Annotated in this window: 15 protein-coding genes and 1 pseudogene; 1 reads left to right on the forward strand and 15 read right to left on the reverse strand. The window is 65.1% G+C overall.

The annotated features are described in order from the left end of the window. Positions 1 to 19: 19 nt before the first annotated feature. The 4 genes and pseudogenes from CH249_RS17545 to CH249_RS17560 all read right to left on the reverse strand — a co-directional run. Positions 20 to 877, reverse strand: coding sequence for a thioesterase family protein (locus CH249_RS17545; RefSeq protein ID WP_094629732.1), 858 nt, complete (start codon positions 875 to 877; stop codon positions 20 to 22). Positions 878 to 899: 22 nt separating this feature from the next. Then, on the reverse strand, positions 900 to 1,742 hold the full coding sequence (locus CH249_RS17550; protein ID WP_094629733.1) for a sugar phosphate isomerase/epimerase: 843 nt from the start codon (positions 1,740 to 1,742) through the stop codon (positions 900 to 902). 12 nt (positions 1,743 to 1,754) lie between these two features. Next, a complete protein-coding gene (locus CH249_RS17555) occupies positions 1,755 to 2,909 on the reverse strand; it encodes a hypothetical protein (protein ID WP_094681917.1) in 1,155 nt (384 codons plus the stop codon). Next, positions 2,906 to 3,160 (reverse strand): annotated as a pseudogene (locus tag CH249_RS17560) (hypothetical protein); the annotation flags it as partial. The gene CH249_RS17555 and the pseudogene CH249_RS17560, both read right to left, overlap by 4 nt. A gap of 111 nt (positions 3,161 to 3,271) precedes the next feature. Between CH249_RS17560 and CH249_RS17565 the strand changes: the two are divergent. Next, a complete protein-coding gene (locus CH249_RS17565) occupies positions 3,272 to 4,033 on the forward strand; it encodes a hypothetical protein (protein ID WP_179272857.1) in 762 nt (253 codons plus the stop codon). 103 nt (positions 4,034 to 4,136) lie between these two features. On the opposite strand, the gene CH249_RS17570 is transcribed toward CH249_RS17565, so the two are convergent. From CH249_RS17570 to CH249_RS17620, 11 genes are all read right to left on the reverse strand, one after another. Next, a complete protein-coding gene (locus tag CH249_RS17570) occupies positions 4,137 to 4,826 on the reverse strand; it encodes a response regulator transcription factor (RefSeq protein ID WP_032393874.1) in 690 nt (229 codons plus the stop codon). After that, positions 4,823 to 5,995, reverse strand: a complete 1,173-nt coding sequence (locus CH249_RS17575) for a cell wall metabolism sensor histidine kinase WalK (RefSeq protein WP_032393873.1) — start codon at positions 5,993 to 5,995, stop codon at positions 4,823 to 4,825. Before CH249_RS17575 ends, CH249_RS17570 begins: the two co-directional genes overlap by 4 nt. A gap of 137 nt (positions 5,996 to 6,132) precedes the next feature. Continuing rightward, the gene (locus CH249_RS17580) at positions 6,133 to 6,888 is read right to left on the reverse strand and encodes a phosphoglyceromutase (protein WP_094646857.1); all 756 of its coding nucleotides are present in this window, start codon (positions 6,886 to 6,888) and stop codon (positions 6,133 to 6,135) included. Continuing rightward, positions 6,885 to 8,027, reverse strand: a complete 1,143-nt coding sequence (locus CH249_RS17585) for a low temperature requirement protein A (RefSeq protein ID WP_094681918.1) — start codon at positions 8,025 to 8,027, stop codon at positions 6,885 to 6,887. The genes CH249_RS17580 and CH249_RS17585 overlap by 4 nt, the downstream gene beginning before the upstream one ends. Positions 8,028 to 8,256: 229 nt before the next feature. Then, positions 8,257 to 8,658, reverse strand: coding sequence for a hypothetical protein (locus tag CH249_RS17590; RefSeq protein ID WP_094681919.1), 402 nt, complete (start codon positions 8,656 to 8,658; stop codon positions 8,257 to 8,259). A gap of 19 nt (positions 8,659 to 8,677) precedes the next feature. Further along, positions 8,678 to 9,220, reverse strand: a complete 543-nt coding sequence (locus CH249_RS17595) for a DUF3558 family protein (protein ID WP_143544540.1) — start codon at positions 9,218 to 9,220, stop codon at positions 8,678 to 8,680. A gap of 158 nt (positions 9,221 to 9,378) precedes the next feature. Continuing rightward, a complete protein-coding gene (locus CH249_RS17600) occupies positions 9,379 to 10,560 on the reverse strand; it encodes a lipase family protein (RefSeq protein ID WP_094629795.1) in 1,182 nt (393 codons plus the stop codon). 53 nt (positions 10,561 to 10,613) lie between these two features. Continuing rightward, positions 10,614 to 12,335 (reverse strand): CocE/NonD family hydrolase, encoded by a 1,722-nt coding sequence (locus tag CH249_RS17605; RefSeq protein ID WP_179273076.1) that lies wholly within the window; start codon positions 12,333 to 12,335, stop codon positions 10,614 to 10,616. 26 nt (positions 12,336 to 12,361) lie between these two features. Beyond that, positions 12,362 to 13,570, reverse strand: coding sequence for a lipase family protein (locus CH249_RS17610; protein ID WP_094681990.1), 1,209 nt, complete (start codon positions 13,568 to 13,570; stop codon positions 12,362 to 12,364). 92 nt (positions 13,571 to 13,662) lie between these two features. Beyond that, positions 13,663 to 15,114 carry an MFS transporter gene (locus tag CH249_RS17615; protein WP_094681922.1) on the reverse strand — a complete coding sequence of 484 codons (1,452 nt, stop codon included), beginning with the start codon at positions 15,112 to 15,114 and terminating at the stop codon, positions 13,663 to 13,665. Then, positions 15,111 to 16,565 carry a condensation domain-containing protein gene (locus CH249_RS17620; protein WP_094681923.1) on the reverse strand — a complete coding sequence of 485 codons (1,455 nt, stop codon included), beginning with the start codon at positions 16,563 to 16,565 and terminating at the stop codon, positions 15,111 to 15,113. Before CH249_RS17620 ends, CH249_RS17615 begins: the two co-directional genes overlap by 4 nt. Positions 16,566 to 16,776: the final 211 nt, after the last annotated feature.

A 16,776-nucleotide genomic window follows, 5' to 3' on the forward strand; every position in this document is an offset into this window, starting at 1 on the left:
GGACGCCAAGCCTGCCATGTCAGTTCGAGCGCGGCACCATCGCCAACTGTCTGCTCTGCACCACGACGGCACCGGTCGAATCCAGCACCACGTGGTCCTCCTCGAACCAGGTGCTGCCGATGACGGTGCTGGTCGCCGCCACGCGCAGCCACCCTGGTGCCGGACGGCGTCGCAGGTAGGTCGTCAGCTGCACGGTCGGAGCCCAACCGAACATTCCGCGGTTCATGGTCACCGGGGCCGAGATGTCTCCGGTCATCAGCGCGAACAGCACGGCGGTGTCGACGTCGGCCTCGTCGCCCGCGAAGGGGCGCACCCACAATCGAATCTCCGCCTCGCCCTGCTGACCGGTCAGGAACGACGCCGACGATGCGTCGATACGCATCTCGCAGCCCTTGGCGACGTGCACGATGGACGCCATCGGATGATCGCCTGCCACCGCGAGTGTCTCGGCGGGAGGTTCGACGGCCATCGACGACAACGACGTCGGTGTCTCGTGGTGGGGTTCGTCGGAGTCCGGACGACCGAGGGTCACCACCGCCCGCACGGCAACGCGTCCGGCCTGGGTGAGCTCGACGTCGACGTGGGAGACCTGGCGACCGCGCTTGCGCACGATGGTCGTCAGCGCTACCTCACCGGGATCGGGTGCGGCCAGGTAGCTGACGCTCACTGCGAGCGGCTGGATCTCGGCCTGCTCGGGGTCGGTCCTCACGATCTGCTGACGCGCTGCTGCGGCGCAGACCGCGAGCATCGCGCCGCCGTGCACCTTGGGACCGATGGTCCAGGTGGAGTCGATCGCGCCCGCGAACGATGCGGTGTCGGCGTCGACCTCGAGCGCGGTCAGGGTTGTGGCGGCCTTGAAGGGGCTGGCGGAACTCATTGACGACAACTTACCGGCGGCCTCAGGACAGATGTGCGCGGGAGAACTGCAGTGCTTGTCCGAGCATCGACGATCGTTCGGGGACCGTGCGCGCGTTCTGCGTGTTGATCTCGATCACTGCCTGACCCTCGAAGCCGCGGCGCACCAGTTCGGTGCACACCTCGACACATGGCTGGCTGCCGTGACCGGGGATCAGATGCTCGTCGACCGATGCGCCCCGGCCGTCGGCCAGATGCAGGTGCGCGATGCCCTCGCCCATCCGGTCGAGCATCTCGAGCGCGTCCGAGCCTGCGGTGGCGGTGTGCGAGAGGTCGAGCGTGTAGTGATCGTGGCCGACGTCGGTCGGGTCGTACGACGGCGAGAACGCCGACAGGGCTGCGCCCGGACCACCGCGTCGTTCGAGTCGCTGTGCGGATTTCTCCTTGCGCCCGAAGAAGCGGTCGGCCCGCATCGGGAACATGTTCTCGACGGCGACCACCACGTGGGAGTTCGCTTCGAGTTCGGCGACCTGATCGGCGAAGCCGTCGCTGTACTTGCGCTGCCACCGGAACGGTGGGTGCACCACGACCGTCGCCGAGTCCAGCTTCTCGGCCGCCTCGACCGAACGGGCGAGTTTGGCGACCGGATCCGATCCCCACACTCGCTGCGAGATCAGCAGGCACGGCGCGTGGATGGCCTGCACCGGCACCGAGTACTCCCGCGAGAGCGCGGCCACCGCGTCGACGTCCTGGCTGACCGACTCGGCCCACACCATCAGCTCGATGCCGTCGTACCCGAGCTCCGCCGCGTACCGGAACGCCGCCTCGGTGTTCTGCGGGTAGACCGAGGCCGTGGACAGTCCCACCCGAATTCGCTGCGCACCCATCGGCGTGCCGGCTCAGCCGGTACTGAGCTGGAAGGCGAGCGGACCGAGCGTGACGAAGACACCGACGGCGATCGCGATGACGATCGACATCAGATCGTCGGTGCGCCGCAGAATTCTCACCACTGCGACGAGCCCGACGATGACCAGCACCGACAGCACCAGCGCGACCCACGGCAGCACGTCCCACAGTTGCTCGAAGCCCTTGAACAGCAGCGCGCCGACGGCGATCGACACCACGGCCTGACCGATCAGCACCAGCCATTGCCGGACGGCACCGCCCTTGCCCTTGACGGCCGCTGCCCGTCGATCGGTGCGCGAGGCCGCAGTCGCGCTGTCGGCCTCCGCGTCCGGTGCGTCGTCGGTTGCCGTGTCGGTCTCGACGTCGGTCGCGGTCTTCGGCTCGTCGTCGATCCCCGGCTTCACGAGATCGACGACCTCGGTGGCGGCGGACGTCTCGACCCCCGCCGACTCAGCTGTGGTGTCCTCGACGCGCGCGAGGCGCGGAGACACCACGGTCTTGGTCAGGTCGTCGACGTCGACGACCGCTGCTCGCGGAGCGACATCGGTGTTCGGCTCGGCCACCTCGACCTGCCGCGGTGCGCGGAAGCCAACCGGCTTGCGGGTCCGACTCTGCTCGGCCGCGGTTGATCCGTACGGAAGCCGATCCGACGTCGGCGTCGCAGCCGACGTCGGTGCCACCGGGTGCCTGGCGCGTTCGGTGTCGTCGTGCGAGCGGTTCAGCAGGTCACCGGCAACCGTGGTGGAACCGGACAACAGTTCCGGCTCCGGCTGCTGCTTCTCGCGCTTGCCTGCCGGTTGGAACGGGGTGGGGCGAGTGCTCTGCGGCCGAGCCGGCTGTGGCCGCGAGGAGACGGCGGCGGGTGCAGCGTCCTCGGCCGCATCGTTGCTCTGCGGCGCTGCCGGAGCGACGTCGGACGTCTCGGGCTCGGGCTCGTCGGGGGCCGGGGTCTCGACAACCGGGGCGCTGCGGTTGCCGGGCTCGTCACGAACGACGGGGATCTCACCGGTCAGCTCGGCGACGGAGATGCCGCCCTTGACGCCACGGCGACGGCGACCGCCCGCGCTCAGGTTCGTCTTCTGACCGTTTCGGGCCAAGAGTTCGGCAACCGAGATCTGTCCGGTGTCCTCCGGGTTGGTGTCGCTCATCTCGAACTCCCCACCAGATCGCCGTCGGTTTCGGGGTCCAGCTTCCTCAACATCAAACCTTCCTTCAGCGCCCACGGGCATATCTCGAGTGACTCCGTTGTCGATGCCCGCATGCTCGCCTCCGCGACCAGAGCCCCGGCCGCCAGTTGTGGCGACCCGTCGGCGCTGACACCTACCGATTCTGCACGGTCGGCCGCCATGATCCGCGATACGAACGCTACGAGTTGCCTCGAGGAGTTGACTCGAGCCGCGTCTGCACCGACGTCGAGCACCCCTATTCGCACATGCCCACGGTACTGGGTCTACCGTCGTCGTTTGTGACAGCAGGTCGTGAGCAGCAGCCGTTCGCTGCAGAGGTCGAGATGGATTTCCCTCGAGAATGGGTCGAGTTCCCCGACCCCGACAATTCGGAACACCTCATCGTCGCGGATCTGACGTGGTTGTTGTCCAACTGGACCTGCGTGTTCGGGACTCCGGCATGTCAGGGAACCGTCGAGGGCAGGCCCGACGACGGGTGCTGCTCCCACGGCGCGTTCCTGTCCGACGACGACGACAAGCGCAAGCTCGACGAGTCGGTGAAGTTGCTCACCCCCCAGGACTGGCAGCTCATGGACAAGGGTCTCGGCAAGAAGGGGTACGTCGAATACGACGATCTCGACGACGAGCAGTCACTGCGTACGCGGCGCTACAAAGGTGCCTGCATCTTCCAGAACCGACCCGGGTTCGAGGGCGGAATCGGGTGCGCGCTGCACTCGATGGCACTGCGCAAGGGCATCGAACCGCTCGAGGTCAAACCCGACGTGTGCTGGCAGCTGCCGATCCGGCGTACTCAGGACTGGGTGACGCGGCCGGACGGCTCCGAGATTCTCAAGACCACGATCGGTGAGTACGACCGACGCGGCTGGGGCGAGGGTGGTCTCGATCTGCACTGGTACTGCTCGGGCTCACCCGACGCGCACGTCGGATCGAAGCAGGTGTTCGAGTCCTACAAGCCGGAGTTGACCGAGCTGCTCGGCAAGGCTGCGTACGACGAACTGGCATCGCTGTGCAAGCGTCGCCGGGGTCTCGGTCTGATCGCGGTGCATCCCGCCACTCGTGAGGCGGAGCGGCTGCGCCGCACGTGAGCGAAACTTCGTAGCCCACTACGAAGACCGGAGTGGAGCCCGCGGAACGACCGCGGGCTCAGCGCTCACATGCCGCAGGCTCAGCGCTCACCTGCCGCGGGCTCTACCCCTCGAGCTTGTAGCCCAGTCCGCGCACGGTCACCAGGTGTTCCGGCTTGGCCGGATCGGATTCGATCTTCGAGCGCAGTCGCTTGACGTGCACGTCGAGTGTCTTGGTGTCGCCCACGTAGTCGGCTCCCCACACGCGGTCGATCAACTGCCCGCGGGTCAGCACTCGACCGGAGTTGCGCAGCAGATACTCGAGTAGGTCGAATTCCTTGAGCGGCAACGTGATCTGCTCGGATCCGACCATCACCACGTGGCGTTCGACGTCCATGCGCACCGGTCCGGCTTCGAGCACGCCGGTGTCGACTCCACCGTCGACCTCGGCGTCGGAGCCGCGCCGAAGAACTGCGCGGATGCGGGCGATGAGTTCGCGTGCCGAGTACGGCTTGGTGACATAGTCGTCGGCACCGAGTTCGAGCCCCACGACCTTGTCGATCTCACTGTCGCGTGCGGTCACCATGATGACGGGAACCCCTGAGCGCGAACGCAATTGCTTGCACACGTCGGTTCCGCTCATGCCGGGGAGCATGAGGTCGAGCAACACGATGTCGGCTCCTGCGCGATCGAATTCCGCCAGTGCCGACGGTCCGTCTCCGACGACGGTGGCCTCGAAGCCTTCCTTGCGGAGCAGGAAGGCCAGTGGATCGGCCAACGACTCTTCGTCTTCCACGATCAGAACGTTGGTCACTGATTCTCTCTTTCTGTAACCGAAGCGTCGTCTTCTTCTTCGAAGTACGCAGGGATCTGGAGGGTGAAGGTGGATCCGGTGCCCAGCTTGCTCCACAGCGAGATGCTGCCGTTGTGGTTGGCTGCGACGTGTTTGGCGATGGCCAGGCCGAGGCCTGTGCCACCGGTGGCCCGCGACCGAGCTTTGTCGACGCGGAAGAATCTCTCGAAGACGCGTTCCTGGTCTGCTTTGGCGATGCCGATGCCGCGGTCGGTGACGGCGAACGCCACGTTGTCTCCGCGCAGAGCTCGGCTCACCGAGACGGGCGAGCCGTCCGAGGAGTAGGCGATGGCGTTCTGGATGAGGTTGGCCAGGGCCGTCACCAACAGCGCTTGGTCTCCGAGGACCTCGAGGCCGCTCGGGTGGTCGGTGGTGACGGAGATTCCGGCGTTCTCGGCAGCGAGCTTGGATCGATCCATCGCCTCGTTGACGACGGTGTCGACGTCGACCACCTCGAGGTCGGGTAGCTTCTCGGCTCCCTGGAGTCGCGAGAGCGCGATCAGTTCGGTCACCATGTTGCCGAGCCGTTTGGATTCGGCGACGACCTTGCCGCCGAAGTGCCGGACGGAGTCCGGATCGTCGGCCGATTCGAGCAGCGCCTCGGCCAGCAGGCTCATCGCGCCGACGGGGGTCTTCAGTTCGTGGCTGACGTTGGCGACGAAGTCCCGACGCGTCGCCTCCATCCGGACCTGCTCCGAGTCGTCGTCGGCGAACAGCACCACGAAGCGCTTGTCTTCCTTGCTCAGCAGGCGCGCGACGCAGCGGACGGCGATCTTGTCGCGGCCGGTTCTCGGGTTCTTCGAGCTGAGGTCGACCTCGACGGGGTTTCCGTCGGCCAGGACCTTGAGAACGGTCTCCCAGGCACGATCGTCGATCAGACGGTTACGCACCAGTCCCAGCTCCTCGGCGCGCGGGTTGAACAGCACCACGTCGTGAAACTGGTCGACGACGGCGATGCCGCTCTCCGATGCGAGGACGATCAGGTCCAGTACCTGCGACATCGTCAGGCCGGAGCTGGCTCGGCGACGCTCCGAGTGTCGAGTGTTGAGGTACGGGATCAGAACACCGCCGACGAGGTATCCCACGAAGGCCGCGGCGATAGCCAGTAGTACGGCCGATGCGACACTCACACCGGAATCGTACGTTCGATGGACAGCTCACATACGCAGGGTGCAGGCATTTCCCTGGTCGTCATAGTCCCCGTCGGCAGTGTTCTTCGATCGTTCACCTGCAGTTACGACAAAACGTCGGTTTGCGGGAGGTGGCGCTACTTGCCGCCCTGGTTTGCCACGGCAGCTGCGCCTGCGGCCGCTGCTTCCGGATCGAGGTAGGTGCCGCCCGGGTTGGTGGGCTTGAGCTTTCCGTCGACCTCCTCGAGGTCGTACTGCAGCGGAATGCCGGTGGGGATGTTCAGTTCGGCGATGTCCGCGTCGGAGATCTCGTCGAGGTACTTCACGAGAGCGCGCAGCGAGTTGCCGTGCGCGGCGACGAGGACGTTCTTGCCTGCCTTGAGGTCGGCGACGATCGTCTCCTCGAAGTACGGGATCAGGCGCTCGACGACGTCGGCGAGGCATTCGGTCAGCGGAACGCTGTCCAGATGGGCGTAGCGCGGATCGGCGTCCTGGCTGTGCTCGCTGCCGATCTCGATGGGCGGCGGCGGGGTGTCGTAGCTACGACGCCACAGCATGAACTGCTCGTTGCCGTACTTGTCCTTGGTCTCGGCCTTGTTCAGTCCCTGTAGTGCGCCGTAGTGCCGTTCGTTCAGACGCCAGTCGCGGACGACGGGTATCCAGTGCCGGTCGGCCGCGTCGAGTGCGAGGTTGGCGGTGCTGATCGCGCGACGCAGCAGCGAGGTGTACAGCAGGTCGGGCAGGGTGCCCGCCTCGGCGAGGAGCTGGCCCGCTCGCTTGCCCTCGGCCTCACCCTTCTCGGTCAGTCGCACGTCCACCCAACCGGTGAACTGGTTGGACGCGTTCCATTCGCTCTCGCCGTGACGAAGCAGAATCAAGGTTCCGATACTCATGTGGTCAGTTTCTCATGCTCCGGCTGCGCCGGCCCGCGTACGACGAGCACGCCGACGACGACGATCATCACGACGGCGGTGAGGGTGATCGGGATGGGAATGACGGGGTCGAACAGCACGAGCACGGCACCGGTGGGGACGACGACGTTGACCACTCGATCGGCGTGGGCACGGATAGCGATCAGCCAGACCCCGAACACGAACACCGCGATCGGGATCGTGACCGTGAACGACGCGGCGGTGTCGCCGAGCTTGCTGTGCTCGGTCAGTACGTCGATCTCGACCTCGATGCCGGCCGAGAACGCGCCTGCTGCCGCGAAGATGAAGTAGTGGGCGTAGCCGTAGATCACCGAGTTGCCGAATTTTCCGATCGCTCGGTGATGCGGGGGCCAGAAGTAGACCCACCACAGGCTCGCGGTGACGACGAGAGTGAGGACGGAGATCGAGATCAGTGGTGCGAGGGCGGTCTCGTCGTGAATTGCCTCGATGATCGCGTTGGCCGACGCGAGTAGGGATTCGCCGAGCAGAATCAGTGTGAACAGTCCGTAGCGTTCGGTGATGTGGTGCGGATGCCACGGTGTCGTGCCCTGCCGCTCGGCGATCAGCGGTACCGACATCTCGACGCCCGCGAGTACGACGAACACGACGATCGCGGCGGTGCCGTCGAGCAGCAGTACCCAGAGAATCCACAGAACCTGCACTCCCGCAATGCCTATCGCATAGGTCAGCGCGGTCTGTCGATGTTCGGGGCTTCGCGATGCCCGCAGCCACTGAGTCACCATCGCCACGCGCATCACCACGTACCCGATCACCACGATGGTGAAATCCTGGTCCACGAACGCCGATTCGATTCCTGCGGAGAGCACCAACACCCCGGCCATCTGTACGACGGTCAGCGTCCGATACAGCCAGTCGTCGGTGTCGAAGGACGTCGCGAACCACGTGAAGTTCATCCACGCCCACCAGATCGCGAAGAACACGAGCGCATAGCCGAGCAAACCGTCGGCGATGTGGTTCTCGGTGAGGTCGTGATGGAGTTGAACCGACGCAATGCTGACGGCCACCACGAACACCAGGTCGAAGAACAATTCGAGTGGGCTCGCGGAGCGATGCGGCTCGTTCGGATCACGAGGTCGCATCGGCACCAAACGGGCAGCGGAAGGGTTCACGATCGCAGACTAGGTCATCCCATTCGTGAGCGTTGTCTCTATTGTGTTGCGATAGTTCGGCATTACGGACATTTCAGACATTGGTCGACGCTTCGGCGTGGGTATCGTCGGCACCTCACACCCCTTTTCGCGACTGCGCGCTGGGGTTCGAGTCCTGGCTGGTGTGTGAGGTCGACAGAAAGGGTGTGAGGTTACCGGCTCACTCCCCCAAGTCCGCCCCGATCGCGCCGATTCGAGCTCCCACACTCTCATCGAGCTCCTCGGTCTCGACGAAATAGCGACGAAACACCGAGCGCATCAATTCGATGACTTCGATATGTTGCCTGATCGCGACAGCCGCCGACCGCTCTTCCCCATCGGCAAGTCGCTTGAACTTTCGACCCAGCTGCTGAGCCGAAGGAAGCGTGCCGAATGCGTCGAAGTCGACGAGGAACTTGGTCTTCACCAGCATTTCGGCAAGATGGTCGATGTATTCGGCGCAGACCCGGTAGCACTGGGCAGCAACGCCCTCCGGGATTTCCATCAACCCCGCCTCGGCACGTTCCGAAAGGTTCTGCCAATACTGCATCGACTCGAACAGGTCTCCGTTTCCAGATGTCATCGAACCTCTATCTTTCGATCTACCGTGCCCGCGCCGGTAGGTTTGCCCGCAAGGATTCCGTGACTCGACCGATTTCCGAACAAGGTTCGCCCTTCGCCTCGCGCCCGGCCCTACCGTCGAGAATGAAGTACACGATTCCTCCGACCACTTCGTACGCGACACCGCAGCTGACCTCGTCGTAACTCGCAGTTCGCCGAAACTGCACAGCACCAGCACTATCGGGTGCCGTGAAGTCACCGAACTGCTCGTTCGACTGCAGATAAGCCAGATCGTGGTAAGAGGAGAACACTCCCAGGAAATACCACGACCCCGGATCGGGGTCCGTCCAGATACACGTCTTCCAGTCGGTGGACAACGGCGCGTCTCCGAACAGGTTCGTGCTCTTGCTGTCCACATCCAATCCCGCTGCCTCGATGGCGTCGTTCGGGATGGTGCAGGGATCCCATGGCTCGTCTTCCACCGGTGTCGCGACCGCCGAGCTCGTCGGCTCTGCAACCGGCGCGCTCTTCGTCGCCCCGCCGCATCCGGAGACCGACACCATCACGCCGACCAGACCCGCCACCCACCACCGCGTTGCCCTCACCTCTGGTTGGACGCGGCGAATGTCGGTTCGGTTCCGCGACGACCTCACACACCTACTGACGAGTGCGCGCCCCCGCTCACTTCAGAGTGGGGGCGCGCAGTCGTCAGAAAAGGTGTGAGGTCACCATCGAGCAGAGGTCAGCCGCAATTCGACGGAGCCGGCTCCCCTCGGAATCGCGCGTCCACGTAGGCGTAGGCCTCGGGCAGTCCGACGAGCGATCCGCTGAAGTGTTCGGCGAGTGGGTAGGCCCGGAACTGCACCGTTGCGCCCGCTGCGCAGTAGCGGTCGACCGTCTCTTTCACCGGTGCGAAGGGAGTGATGAAGTCGTTGATCCCATGCCAGATGTACACCGGGGCGGTGGGAACGCCCTCGTAGTCCACGAGGCTGTTCTTCTTCAGAACCGCCTGCGCAGAAGGCAGCGAGGCAATGTCGACGTTCGACAGGTCCCGGGCGCTCTTGAACGCTCCGCCGATGATGATGGGACGCCTGCATTCGTTGCTCACGCGATCTCGCAGGGCCAGGCCCGCCGCATTGAGGTTCTCCGAGACGGGGAACTCGGTGGGGTATTCACGTTCGAGTCCGAGGGATGCCGCCAGCGCCATTCCGAAGGCCGGATGCGGAATCGCGCTGTAGCCCAGGTTCTTTGCGATCAAGCCCAGGTCGGCGGGAGTTCCGCCGTGCACACTGGCCACGATGTTCAGCTCCGGCGCGTAGGTGGGTGCCATGGCACCGGCCCACGACGTCGCCAGGGCACCTCCCGAGTAACCCAGCAATGCAACAGGACTGTCCTTCAGCGGCAACTGCTCGAAGTTCTGCACGGCTCGAACCCCGTCGAGCGTCAACCGACCTTCGTATTCGGCAGCGCCGTAGGCACCGGTCGGTCCGAGGTAGTCCGGCACCGCAACCGCCCAACCGCGGGCGACCATACCGAGGTACAGGCTCGGCGCTTCACCGATCTCGTAGGTGAAAAGTCCGTGCGACGGGGCACATTTGACGCCCAGAGCATTGATGACGGCCTGGTAGGACACCAGTGGGGTTCCCGCGCCTCTACCTCGGGGCATCAGCACCGTGGTCACTGCGGCAACCGGTGCACCTGCGGAGTTGGTGGACCGGTACTTCAGTTGCCAGATGTCGGTGTTGGGGTACATCCAGGCGTCCGCACGACGGCTGGCCAGGATGTCACCCGGCGCGTGATCGGCGATGTCGGCCGGTGCCGCATAGAAGACGTCCGGATCGGGGGCCGTCGGCGCGGGAGCCGCCGACGCTGTTGTGCCCGTTGCGAACAGGTACACGCAGAGTGCCACCAGGATGGACCCCAGGGTCGAGAGCTTTCGGATCACGGTGCGCCTTTCGGAGTGAGCAAGATCGAAGATCACGGAACTACGGGAAGAGAGAACTGGTTGATCGGATCCGTCGAGGACACGACGACGTCCGCTGGGCCCGGCCCACCCGCGAAGGACGGATCCGACGCGGTGATCTCGACGGCGATGCGGTGTCCGAGGTCGAATCGATGGACGATGCTCGGTAGCGAGATGGTCACCGGCTCGCCGGATCCGGTGAGTACGGCAGGTGCAACCAGTCCGTGGATCGGACTGCGCGCACCGTCGGGTGCTACGTCGAGCACGGTGACGAAGACGGTCGCGGGACCGGACACCGTGGGACTGATGGACAACGTCGGTGCGCCGACGACATCGATGGGTTCGGTCAGTGGCGGGGTCGTCCAATTCGCGGCAGAACCGGGTAACGAGACCCGCGGCACGGGCAACTCGCCCGGGAGATTCGGCAGTCCGAACGTGGTGGGCATCGACGCACCTGCGCCCCGAATCGTCTGTTTCCAAACACCATTCGTCGAATCACCCTCGGACAGCGATCCATTCGACAACTGGAACGTGCGTCGGGCACCTACCGGAAATGTCTCGGATTCGACGTACGCGGGCGACGCGACGCCGCTGTAGGGCACCCAATCTCGGAAATAGGTGAATGCCGGCCCCGGGTCGACGTCACGATCTTTGAGGTGTCGGTCGAGCCAGTTGCCCACCAGTGCCGCTTCGTGCTGAGTGAACGGGTCGGGTGCCTTGATGTCGAACTCTCCCGGATAACCCTTGCGATCGTTGTGTCCCCACGAGTGCCAGATCATCGACGTCTCGACGCCACGCGAACGCAAGGTCTCGTAGGTGGCGGCCGCCTCGTCGAGGCTGAACAGTGAATCCTTCTGGCCCTGCGTGAGCAACACCGGGACATCGACGCGATCGAGGTAGTCCACCGGCGATACGTGACGCATCGCCGCCAGAGTTTCCGGGCCGGGTTCGCGATTGGCAGCGAAGGCGGACGCGGCGTCGCACACCCACTGGGCGTAGTTCGGGCACCCCTGCGCCCGTGCCGGATCGACTGCGTATCCGCCCGGGCCGGTCAGAATTGCGCCCGCCGCCAGAAACGCCGACCCGAACACGCTCTTGACCGGTCCGACGGATCTGCGGCCCGCCCCGTCCGGTGCCATCGACCGCGCCAGATCGTTCCAGGTGATCATCGACGCCACGGTGTCCAATCGTGGATCGACCGATGCAGTGGCCAATCCTGTTGCGCCGGCGTAGGAACCGCCGAGGTAGCCGACGCGCGGGTCACCGGGTCCGTCGAGTCGAACCACGTCGAGTGCCGGAGCGGCCACCGTCCGTGCGGGGTCGGTGAACACTCCGCCGCTCTCGCCTGCGAGGTAGCCGACGAGAGCCGACGCGGCCATCCCGTCGTAATCAGGATCGGCGAAGTAGATCTTGCACGTCGAGCCGCCGAAACCCAGGGCCGAGTAGGACAGCACCACGTAGCCGTGGGTGGCGAATCTGGCAGCGGCACCTGCCTGGTCGTCCTTGGACCCGCCGAAACCGTTGCTGGTCAGAATGGCCGGGGCTCGGTGTGCCGGTCCGAGCCCGGCAGGAACATAGATATCTCCGACGACGGTGCAGTGCTGATCGCGTTCGGGTCCCACTGCGATGTCGAAGTACCGAGTCTGCACCGAGAAGCCGCCGAGCGTCTGCGGTGCCAGGACCGGAAGATCCGCTGCGTATCCGGGCACCGACGCCGCAACCAGAGCTGTCGTCACAGCAGCGACGACAGTTGCCCACCGTCTCATCGGAGGCAGTTGGTCGGCGGCGCGACGCCCCGAAACCTGTTGTCCAGGAATGTCAGTGCGGCGGGAAGCCCCTCGAATGCCGCCTGGATGTGCTGCGGTGCATGGACGACGTCGAACTGCAACGTGGCCCCACTCGCGCAGTACCGCGCAGCAGTGTCACGCAGCGCACCGATCGGAATGAGCGGATCGTTGTCGCTTCCCCACAGAAGTGTGGGTGCCGTCGGCACACCTGCGTACTTGACCAGACTGTTCTCGTCGATGATCTGCTGTGCCTCGGGGCTGTCCACCAAAGAGGTGGTGGTCGAGACGGCCAGCGCACTCTTGAACGCTCCGGTCGCCAGGATCACCGGCGTGCACGCATTCGACACCTGATCCTTCAACGCCAGACCGGTGGAATTGAGTTGTGCGGTGATCGGCAAGCGATCCGGGTACTCGCGTTCGAGTCCGAGGGCGGCGGTGAACGCGAGACCGAATGCCTGGTGGGGCTGAAAACCCAATGCGCGGGCGATGTTGTCCAGATCTGCGGGCACACCTCCGGCTGCGGCACCGACGATGTTCAGCTCGGGTGCGTAGCTGGGAGCGAGCGCCGCGGCCCACGCCGTCGCCATTCCGCCACCGGAGTAGCCGGCCATACCTACCGGGCTCGCTGTCAGACCGAGTTCCGGCACGCGCTGTGCGGCGCGGACGCCGTCGAGCGTGATCTGTCCGCCCAACTTGGCTGCGCCGTACGCACTTTTCGGCCCGAGATGGTCCGGTACCGCCACGGTCCATCCACGCATCAGCGCGAGATTGAGAAATTCACGTTCCTGCACGCCGGTCGTCGGGTCGGCACCGAACAGAGACTCCGACGGAGCGCACTGCAACCCGAGCGCGTTGACGAAGGGTTGATAGGACAGCAATGGTGCGCCCGAGGCGCGGTTCATCGGTGCCAGAACGGTTGTCACTGCGGCGATGGCGTCGCCTCGGGAATCGGACGATCGGTACTGGAGCTGCCAGATGTCGGCGCCGGGATACAGGGGGCTCGAAAACCGCCGACTGGCAACGATATCGCCGTTGTTCTTTCCGTTCAGGTCTGCAGCCGCCGCGTACAACGTGCCTGGTACCGGGGCCGGATCACCGGGCGCTGCCGACGCGTGGGGAGCCGAAGCGAACAACAGCGACATCAGCCCGACGACGAGTGTGAGGGTCACGAGGGTGCGAAGCATGGCGAAATTCTTCTCGATTTCGATCGGCCCGAACGCAAGGTTCGGGTGAGAGATATTCGGATACCGTTGACGAACAATCGACTTCGAAACAGTCACGGCGCACCCTGGGAGACCATCGGCGAGTTGCGGTCGACCGACTCGCGATCGCCGCGGGGCAGCGCGGCCGCGACTGCGGTGGCCAACCCCATGGTCGCGGCCAGCCCGAACAGCACCGCCCGCTGCGACGTCAGGTAGTCCGCGGCGACCGGCTCCGCGGGAAGCAGGTTGAAGTACACGGCACCGGTGACCGCAGTACCCACAGCAGATCCCACTTGCTGGACGGTCGGCATGATCCCCGACGCCGAGCCGATGGCGTGCGGGGCCACCCCGGCGACGATGGTGCTCTGCAGCGGCGCGATCACCGACCCGAGACCCGCGCCGAGCACACCGAGCGGGACGACCGCCCACCAGGGGAAGCCTGCACTGTCGAGATACTCGGTGGTGACGCCGAGAACGAGCAGAGCCAGTCCCATAGCCCCCGCACCGGCCACAACGACTCGACAATCCCAGTGGCGGAACGAGATCGGCGCAGCCGCGGAGGCGAGCACGGCTCCGAGCGCGAAGGGAACGGTGATCGCTGCCACCGTCGACGCGCTCTCACTCAGTCCGGATTGCAGTGTCACCGACATCGTCAGAACGAATCCGGTGAAAGTGCCGTACACGAGGGCCGACACGGCACATCCCACGGAGAATCCGCGTGCACCGAAGACACCGATGTTCACCATGGCGTGCGCTCCCGCTGCACGTCGACGACGCTCCCACACCACGAACCCGGCCAGGGTCGTCAGACCGAGCGCAACCGCGGGCATGGCAGCGAGGGCACTCGAGCTGATCATGACGGGGCAGACGATCAGCAGAGCCCCGATCGACCACAGGGCGGCACCGACCGCGTCGAACCGTCCTCCGTGTCCTGCCGGGACCTGCTCTGAACCCGGTGCGACGAAGCTGCGACCGAGAACGACTGCCGCAGCGGAGATCGGGACGTTGATCAGAAACATTGCGCGCCAACCGGTTCCGAGGATGTCGAGGTGCAGCAGCGCTGCGCCGATCGACGGCCCGGCGAGTCCGGTCAGCCCCGCGGTGCCACCGTACAGCGCGAACGCGGTGGTGCGCCGGGTGCCGGAGTAGGCCGCTGTCACGATCGCCACCGTCTGGGCCGACATCGCCGCTCCCGCGAGCCCTTGCAACACGCGAGCGAGGACGAGCAGTTCGACCGTCGGCGCGTACGCACAGAGCACCGATGTCACGGCGAACAGCACAGTGCCGGTGACGAATACCGTTCTGCGACCGAAGACCTCACCGGCGCGTGCCATCGTGAGCAGCGCGCAGGCGATCGCGAGCAGGTACGCCGTCGGGATCCAGACCTGCCCGGTGCCCGACGCGTCGAGGTCACGCGCGATCGTCGGCAACGCCACGGTGACGGCGGTGACGTCGATCATCTGCATCGTGACGGCCAGCAGACAGGCACCCAGCGTCAGCCACGAGCCGCGGCGATGGTGCGTCATACCCGGCTGACGTCCGGAAGCTCGTGGGCGAACACGTGAGCCTCGGGCGGCTGTGGAATGTAGTCACCCTTGTCGACCACGGCGGAGTAGATTTCGGAGATCTTGGAGAAGTACAGGTCGATCGAACGATCGGCCTCGTCCGTGCCCGGGTACAGGAACTCGACGCCGGTGTGGTCCTCGAAGCGGTTGATCCACATGAAGACTTCCTCGGAGCTGCCGCGGTTGCCGTAGAGACCGGCTCCCGCCGCGTCCAATTCGGCTTCGCCCGGTAGCTTGCGAACGTCGACGTAGGAGATCATCGGCGCGGTCCATCCCGGCTGCGTCGTGATTCCGTGTTCCGGTAAGGCCAGCTCCAGCACCCGGTGGTACGAGGTGTTCGCCAGCAGCTTTCCGGAGTCGAATGCCTCTTGCGCGAGCACCGCGAGAGTACGGAACGTCGGCTGCTCACCGAGGTCGAATTGCACCGGAATCAGGCTCGAGTACCAACCGATCGACGCGAATTCACCCGGCGTCGACCGAGTGCTCTTGGGTGTCAGCCCGAGGTAGCTGTCCCGGCCGGCGAGCTCGTACTCCGCCAGGGCTGCGGCGGCGAAGATTCCGCCGATGAACTTGACTCCCACGGCTGCACACGCCTCGTCCACTGCCCGCGCCGTGGCACCGTCGAACAACGGGAACGAGCTGTGCGAGGTCCGTGTGTAGTCGACACTGCTGCGTCCCAACGGAAGTGGGAACGTCGGAAGATCACCTCCGTTGTCGGTGACCAGATCGATCCAGGTCCGAACAGCAGGACTGTCCAGGGTTGTGGCGTCGCTCTCGAGACGTTCACGCTGGCAGTATTCGAGGTAGCTGCCCGGGGTGAACAGGCCGTCGGACTCCCCTGTCACCGCATTGCGGTAGAGCTGGCGCAGTTCGTAGTAGGTCAGAGCCTGCGAGATGCCGTCGGTGTCGAGGTGATCGACCGCCGCGTACACCACGAAGTGATCGTCGTGTTCGATCGTTCCGAACGAGAAGCAATCCCAGCTCTCGGGACCGGGCGTGCTGTCCTGCACGTGACGCCGGATGGCCTCGGAGTCCACCGGCACTCCGAAATCGGTCGGTTCGAGCGCGATGTCGGCGATGTCGACGAGGTGGCGCGTAGAACCTTCTGCTGTGGTGGAGAACCAGCTGCGGAACGAATCGTGCCGGGTGACGAACGTGTTGAATGCGCGCCCCATCGCGGCGCGGTCCAGTGCGCCCTCGATCTCGAACGTCACCAGGCACAGCCGGGAGAATCGGAACGACGATCCCCGGTTGCGGTACGCGGCTTCGAGATACGCCTGCTGGATGTGCGAGGGCGGTGCCGGGTGAACGGGTGCGGCCGCGGCAGCAGCTCGTGAAGCGACGGTGGGTGACCACGTGGTGAGCGATCCTGGAGCGGGTTTCCACTCGTCGATGAGTCCGAATGCGACCACGACACAACCTTTCGAAGGAGACAGAGCGATTCGACGCGGAGAAGTGCGTCGGAGGAGCCAGTGCATCATCCGGGCCGAGGCCGAGAAACCCGCCGACGAGCATTTTGGAAAATTGACAACGATCCGCGGGATATCTGTGTCAAAACTGAACAATCGTCAGCATTGTTGTCGATGACAGTGTTCCGATCTACCGTCTGAGGTCGTACCGCGT

Origin of the sequence: Rhodococcus sp. 05-2255-3B1 (assembly GCF_002258545.1) — a bacterium.
GTDB lineage: Bacteria > Actinomycetota > Actinomycetes > Mycobacteriales > Mycobacteriaceae > Rhodococcoides.